This is a genomic window from Polaromonas sp. P1_G2 (assembly GCF_056405515.1).
On sequence record NZ_JBFUBY010000313.1, the window covers coordinates 1 to 4,445 of the forward strand.

General features: G+C 67.0%; 7 protein-coding genes. 1 reads left to right on the forward strand and 6 read right to left on the reverse strand.

All coding sequences use genetic code 11. The features are described from left to right. On the forward strand, positions 1-350 hold a 350-nt coding region (locus AC1D0P_RS22350), incomplete at its 5' end, for an endonuclease NucS domain-containing protein (protein WP_477678751.1). 80 nt (positions 351-430) lie between these two features. On the opposite strand, the gene AC1D0P_RS22355 is transcribed toward AC1D0P_RS22350, so the two are convergent. From AC1D0P_RS22355 to AC1D0P_RS22380, 6 genes are all read right to left on the reverse strand, one after another. Beyond that, the gene (locus tag AC1D0P_RS22355) at positions 431-1,264 is read right to left on the reverse strand and encodes a universal stress protein (RefSeq protein ID WP_477678752.1); all 834 of its coding nucleotides are present in this window, start codon (positions 1,262-1,264) and stop codon (positions 431-433) included. A gap of 103 nt (positions 1,265-1,367) precedes the next feature. Further along, a complete protein-coding gene (locus AC1D0P_RS22360) occupies positions 1,368-2,012 on the reverse strand; it encodes a response regulator (protein ID WP_477678753.1) in 645 nt (214 codons plus the stop codon). After that, positions 2,009-3,292 (reverse strand): PAS domain-containing sensor histidine kinase, encoded by a 1,284-nt coding sequence (locus AC1D0P_RS22365; RefSeq protein WP_477678754.1) that lies wholly within the window; start codon positions 3,290-3,292, stop codon positions 2,009-2,011. Before AC1D0P_RS22365 ends, AC1D0P_RS22360 begins: the two co-directional genes overlap by 4 nt. A gap of 73 nt (positions 3,293-3,365) precedes the next feature. Further along, entirely contained in the window at positions 3,366-3,671 is a 306-nt protein-coding gene (locus tag AC1D0P_RS22370) for a hypothetical protein (protein WP_477678755.1), read from the reverse strand. Between the two features lie 33 nt (positions 3,672-3,704). Next, entirely contained in the window at positions 3,705-3,962 is a 258-nt protein-coding gene (locus tag AC1D0P_RS22375) for a nitrogen fixation protein FixH (protein ID WP_477678756.1), read from the reverse strand. 19 nt (positions 3,963-3,981) lie between these two features. Next, positions 3,982-4,445, reverse strand: a 464-nt coding sequence (locus AC1D0P_RS22380; protein ID WP_477678757.1) for a FixG Ig-like domain-containing protein, incomplete at its 5' end; no start/stop codon positions are given.

The window sequence follows — 4,445 nt, forward strand, 5'->3', positions numbered from 1 at the left end:
AACCAGGATTGAAGCTCTACGAGGATGAAGACATTCGTGGCATCGAGTACGAAGCCGGCGGCGGCCGGCGCATTGACATCCTGGCGCTGGACAAGTCCGGCACTTTTGTTGTTCTGGAGCTGAAAGTCTCACGCGGTTACGACCGCGTTGTCGGTCAGTTGCTCAGGTACATCAACTGGGTTCGCAAAGAGCTGGCTGAACCTGGCCAGCGCGTGCGAGGCATCATCGTTTGCCGCAGCATCTCCGATGACCTGCGCTTGGCTTGCGCCAGCATCAGGGACGTCGAACTCTGCGAGTACAAGCTGTCCGTAACTGTCTCTAAAGTGCCGCAGCTTGAACTCTCAAACTAATTTCATTCCTGGCCCGAATAAATCTTGTTAGTGCTCGGCGTGAGTGGCTGCAGCAGATGCTCCTTCTGCCGCCCGGACGCCTAGTGCGCCATCAGTACCGGCAGCGTCATGCTTTTGAGCACGGTCCGGGAGGCGCCGCCCAGCACCCATTCATGCGCGCGGGTATGGCCGTAGCAGCCCATCACCAGCAGGTCCGCCTGCAGGTCGAAGGCGCGCGAGAGCAGCAGTTCACCGAGGTTTTCGGGTTCCACATCTTCCCGCTGCCAGCCGGCCTTGACGCCATGGGCCTGCAGGTGGGACACGATGTTCGGGCCTCCGGCGCCGGCCGCTGCGTCGGCGCCCCAGCTCAGGATGTGCACTGCGCTGGCCTGGCGCAGCAAGGGCAGCGCCGCCGCCACGGCGCGCGCGGCTCCCGGGCTGGGCTTCCAGGCGATCACCACACGGCCCGGCAAACCGGGCCTGGCCGAGGTATAGGGAAGCACCAGCGCGGGCCGCCCGCTCAAGGCGATCACCGTTTCCGGAAAATCCGCCGGCATCAGCGTGGACCAGCCCTCCCCCGGGCCGTGCTGGCCCAGCACCAGCAGGTCCGCATACAGCGCCTGCTCCGCGAAAGCCGGGGCCAGCGGGAACGCGTGGATTTCAGCCCAGGTGGCCGGCAAGCCGGCCGGCCTGAGTTGCTCAAACACCGATCTCGCGCGTGCCAGCTCGGTGTCCTGGGTGTTGTCCCGCCTGACAGCGAGGCCAGTACCCATGCCTGAGGTGACGGGAAGCGCCTCCGAGGCCGAAGGCGAGGCATACAGCGCCGTGATGCCGGCGCCGTGCAGGGCTGCAAGCCGACAGGCAAATTCAAGGCGTTGCGCGAACTGCGGCGAGGCATCGGCGTGGACCAGCAGTTGTTTGAGTTCGTTGCCCATGGCGCCTCCGGTTCAGAGTTTCAATGCCCTGACTCTAAGGCGATGCATCGACAGCCGTGTTGACCCTGGTCAACACCATGCGCTTTCCGCGGCAGTGGCGGCCTCAGGGATCCAGGGGCTCGGCCAGCCCATGCTTGAGCGCGTAGCGGATCAGCTCGTTCTGGTTCTGCAAGCCCATTTTTTGCATGAGGTTGGTTTTGTGGGTGCTGACGGTCTTGACCGACAGGTTCAGCCGGGTGCCAATGTCCGTCAGGGAAACACCGGCCACCAGCAGCTGCAGCACCTCGAACTCGCGGTTGGAAAGGCTCTCATGCGGAACCACCGCGCTGCCGGGCATCGCGCCCAGCGCCAGCTGTTCGGCCACCTCGGCGCTGATGAAGGCGCCGCCCGAGGCTACCTTGCGTATCGCCTGCTCCAATTGGTCCGGCGCACTTTCCTTGGTCAGGTAACCGCTGGCGCCGTTTTTGATGGCCCGCACCGCGTATTGCAGCTCCTGGTGCATGCTCAGCACCAGAATGCGCAACTGCGGCTTCTCGGCGCGGGCCAGCTTGATCAGTTCCATGCCGCTGCGGCCGGGCATGGACAGGTCCAGCACCAGCACGTCGAAGGCCAGCTCGCGCACGCGCTGCATGACCTCCGTGCCGTTTCCGGCCTCGCCCGCGACCTCCATGTCCGCGATGGACGACACGATGCGCTTGAGGCCCTCGCGCACGATGGCGTGATCGTCGGCAATCACAATCCTGATCATGGGGTGTCTCCCGTTTCGGTTGTTTCGGGCACCGGAATCACCACGCGAACGCGGGTGCCGCGGCCCGGCGCCGTGTCGATCTCCACCGTCCCCTGCAGCAGCCGGGCCCGCTCGCGCAAGCCCATGAGGCCCAGCGAACTGGTCTTGCGCGGCGCGCCCRAGGCAAAACCCGCGCCGTCATCGGCGACCTCGAGGATCACCGCCGCGGCGGTTCTTTCAATGCGCACGTCGACCCGCGACGCGCCGGCGTGCTTGGCCACGTTGACCAGCGACTCCTGCACGATGCGGAATACCGCCGTGGCATAAGGTTCGCCGAGCTCCACGTCTTCATCGAGCGAGAGCCGGCATGGCACGCCGTGGCGCTGGCTGAAGTTGTGGGTCAGCCACTGGATGGCCGGCACCAGGCCCAGGTCGTCGAGCAGCAGCGGCCGCAGGTCCGAGGCGATGCGGCGCGTGGCGGCGACGGTCGTGTCCAGCAGGCCCAGCATGTCGTCGAGTTTGGCCCGCACGGCATCCGCGTCGCGCGGCAGGGCCTCCCGGACCCAGGTGGCATCCATCTTGATGGCCGTCAGCGACTGCGCGAGTTCGTCATGCAGCTCGCGCGCGATCCGGGTTTTTTCGCTTTCACGGATGGCGTGCGCCGCCGAGGCGAAGGCGCTCAGTTCCTCGCCGGCGCGCACGCGCTCGGTCACGTCGCGCAGGATGACGGTGTAAAGCTTGCCGTGCGCGGTATCCAGCTGCGAGATCGAGGCTTCCAGCGGGAACTCCTCGCCGCCGGCCCTGAGCCCGTAGAGCACCGTGCCGTCGCCCATGCGCCGCGAGGTCGTGCCGGTCTGGCCGAATCGTTTGACCTGGTCACCGTGCGCGCCCTGGTGCCGCCGCGGGATCAGGCGCGTGAGCGGCTGGCCCAGCATCTCGCGCGTGGGCCAGCCGAAGATCTTTTCGGCGGCCTTGTTGTAGAGGATCACGTTCTGCTCGCTGTCCACGGTGATGATGGCGTCCATGGCCGAGTCCAGCAGGCCGGCGAGCCTCGCATCCGCGCCCTCCAGTGCTTGTTTGCCGGCCCGCGCCCGGGCCGCATCGCGCCCGGCGATCAGCCAGGCCATGCCGCAAGTGGCGGCGGCCAGCGCCGCGACCAGGGGCAAGCCAGGTTGCGATTGCGGGTTGGACGCGAGATGGATCGCGGCCAGCAGCGTGAGCGTGGCCATCACGGCCAGCACGACGGCCGTGGAGCGCCGGTGCTTTGGCACCGCATCGCCTATGTGGGGAAAGAGGGACATGGCGCAGTTCGGGAGTGAGGGGCCGATCTTACCGCCCTGCCCTGTTCCGGAAGCCGGCGCGCCTGTGCCGGCTTCAGTCCTCATGCGGCGGATATGGCGGATGAGGCGGATCGGCCGGCTCCAGCCGCGTCCGGCGTGAGGCCGCCGTCCCCGTCACCGGCGCGGGCCCGGTCAGCAGCACCGTCAAGGCGCTGGAGGCCGCGCAGGCGAACCAGAACACAAAAAAGACGGCCGTCTGGAACGCCAGCCGCGAGAGTCCCGCCGGTTGCCCATTCCTGAGCATCTCTTCAGGGTCGAACAACCCGAACAGCAGCAGTTCCAGCAGGCAGGCCGCCAGGAAGGCCGGCCAGGCAATGCCCAGTATCTTGTTGGCTGACATCACATGGCCTCCTTTTTTTAGGGTAGCGGGCGGTCAGGGCTGCACGGCCTTGTCGGGGGTGGCCGCGTGGTTGCGCCCTTCCAGGGCCGGGGCCAGGGCCCTGGGCTGGCCCGGCTCGCCGCTGCGCGAGACCCGCGCCGGCTTTTGGCCGATGATCACGGCGTCCGGATATTTGACGGCGAGGAAAGCGGTGATGATCCCCGCGACCACCACCAGCGCGGGGCCGGAAATCACCAGCCAGACGTGGCCGTGCCTCCACCAGGGAGAGGCTTGGGTAGGAATGGTATTCATGGGAGGCCTTTCATCGCGATCATCTCGGAACAAGGAACACGGACTTTTCTTCGACGTGGGCGCGCCCGCTTTCATCGCCCACGCGGAACACGATGGGATGCGAGCCGGCCTCGGCCGAACCATAGGGAATCTGCAGCCGCACCGCGACCCAGCGCGATTCGGTGGGGCCGACCTTGACCTCGGCCTCGGAGGCGACCGCCAGGCCCTCCAGCCCGGCCGCCGCGATGCTGTAGCGCTGCGCCTGCTCCGTGGCATTCATGATTTGCAGGCGGTAAACGTTTTCCAGCCGCCCGCCGGCCGCGATGCGCGACAGTGCCGCGCGGTCCCGCACCACGTCCACTTTCAGCGGCATGCGCGCCATCAGGCTCCACAGCAAGGCCAGGCACAGAACGCCCAGCAGCGTCGTGTACACCAGCACGCGCGGCCGCAGCACCCGGCGCAGCACGCGTGAAGCGTTCCATTTCCCGGCCAGCGCGTTCTGGG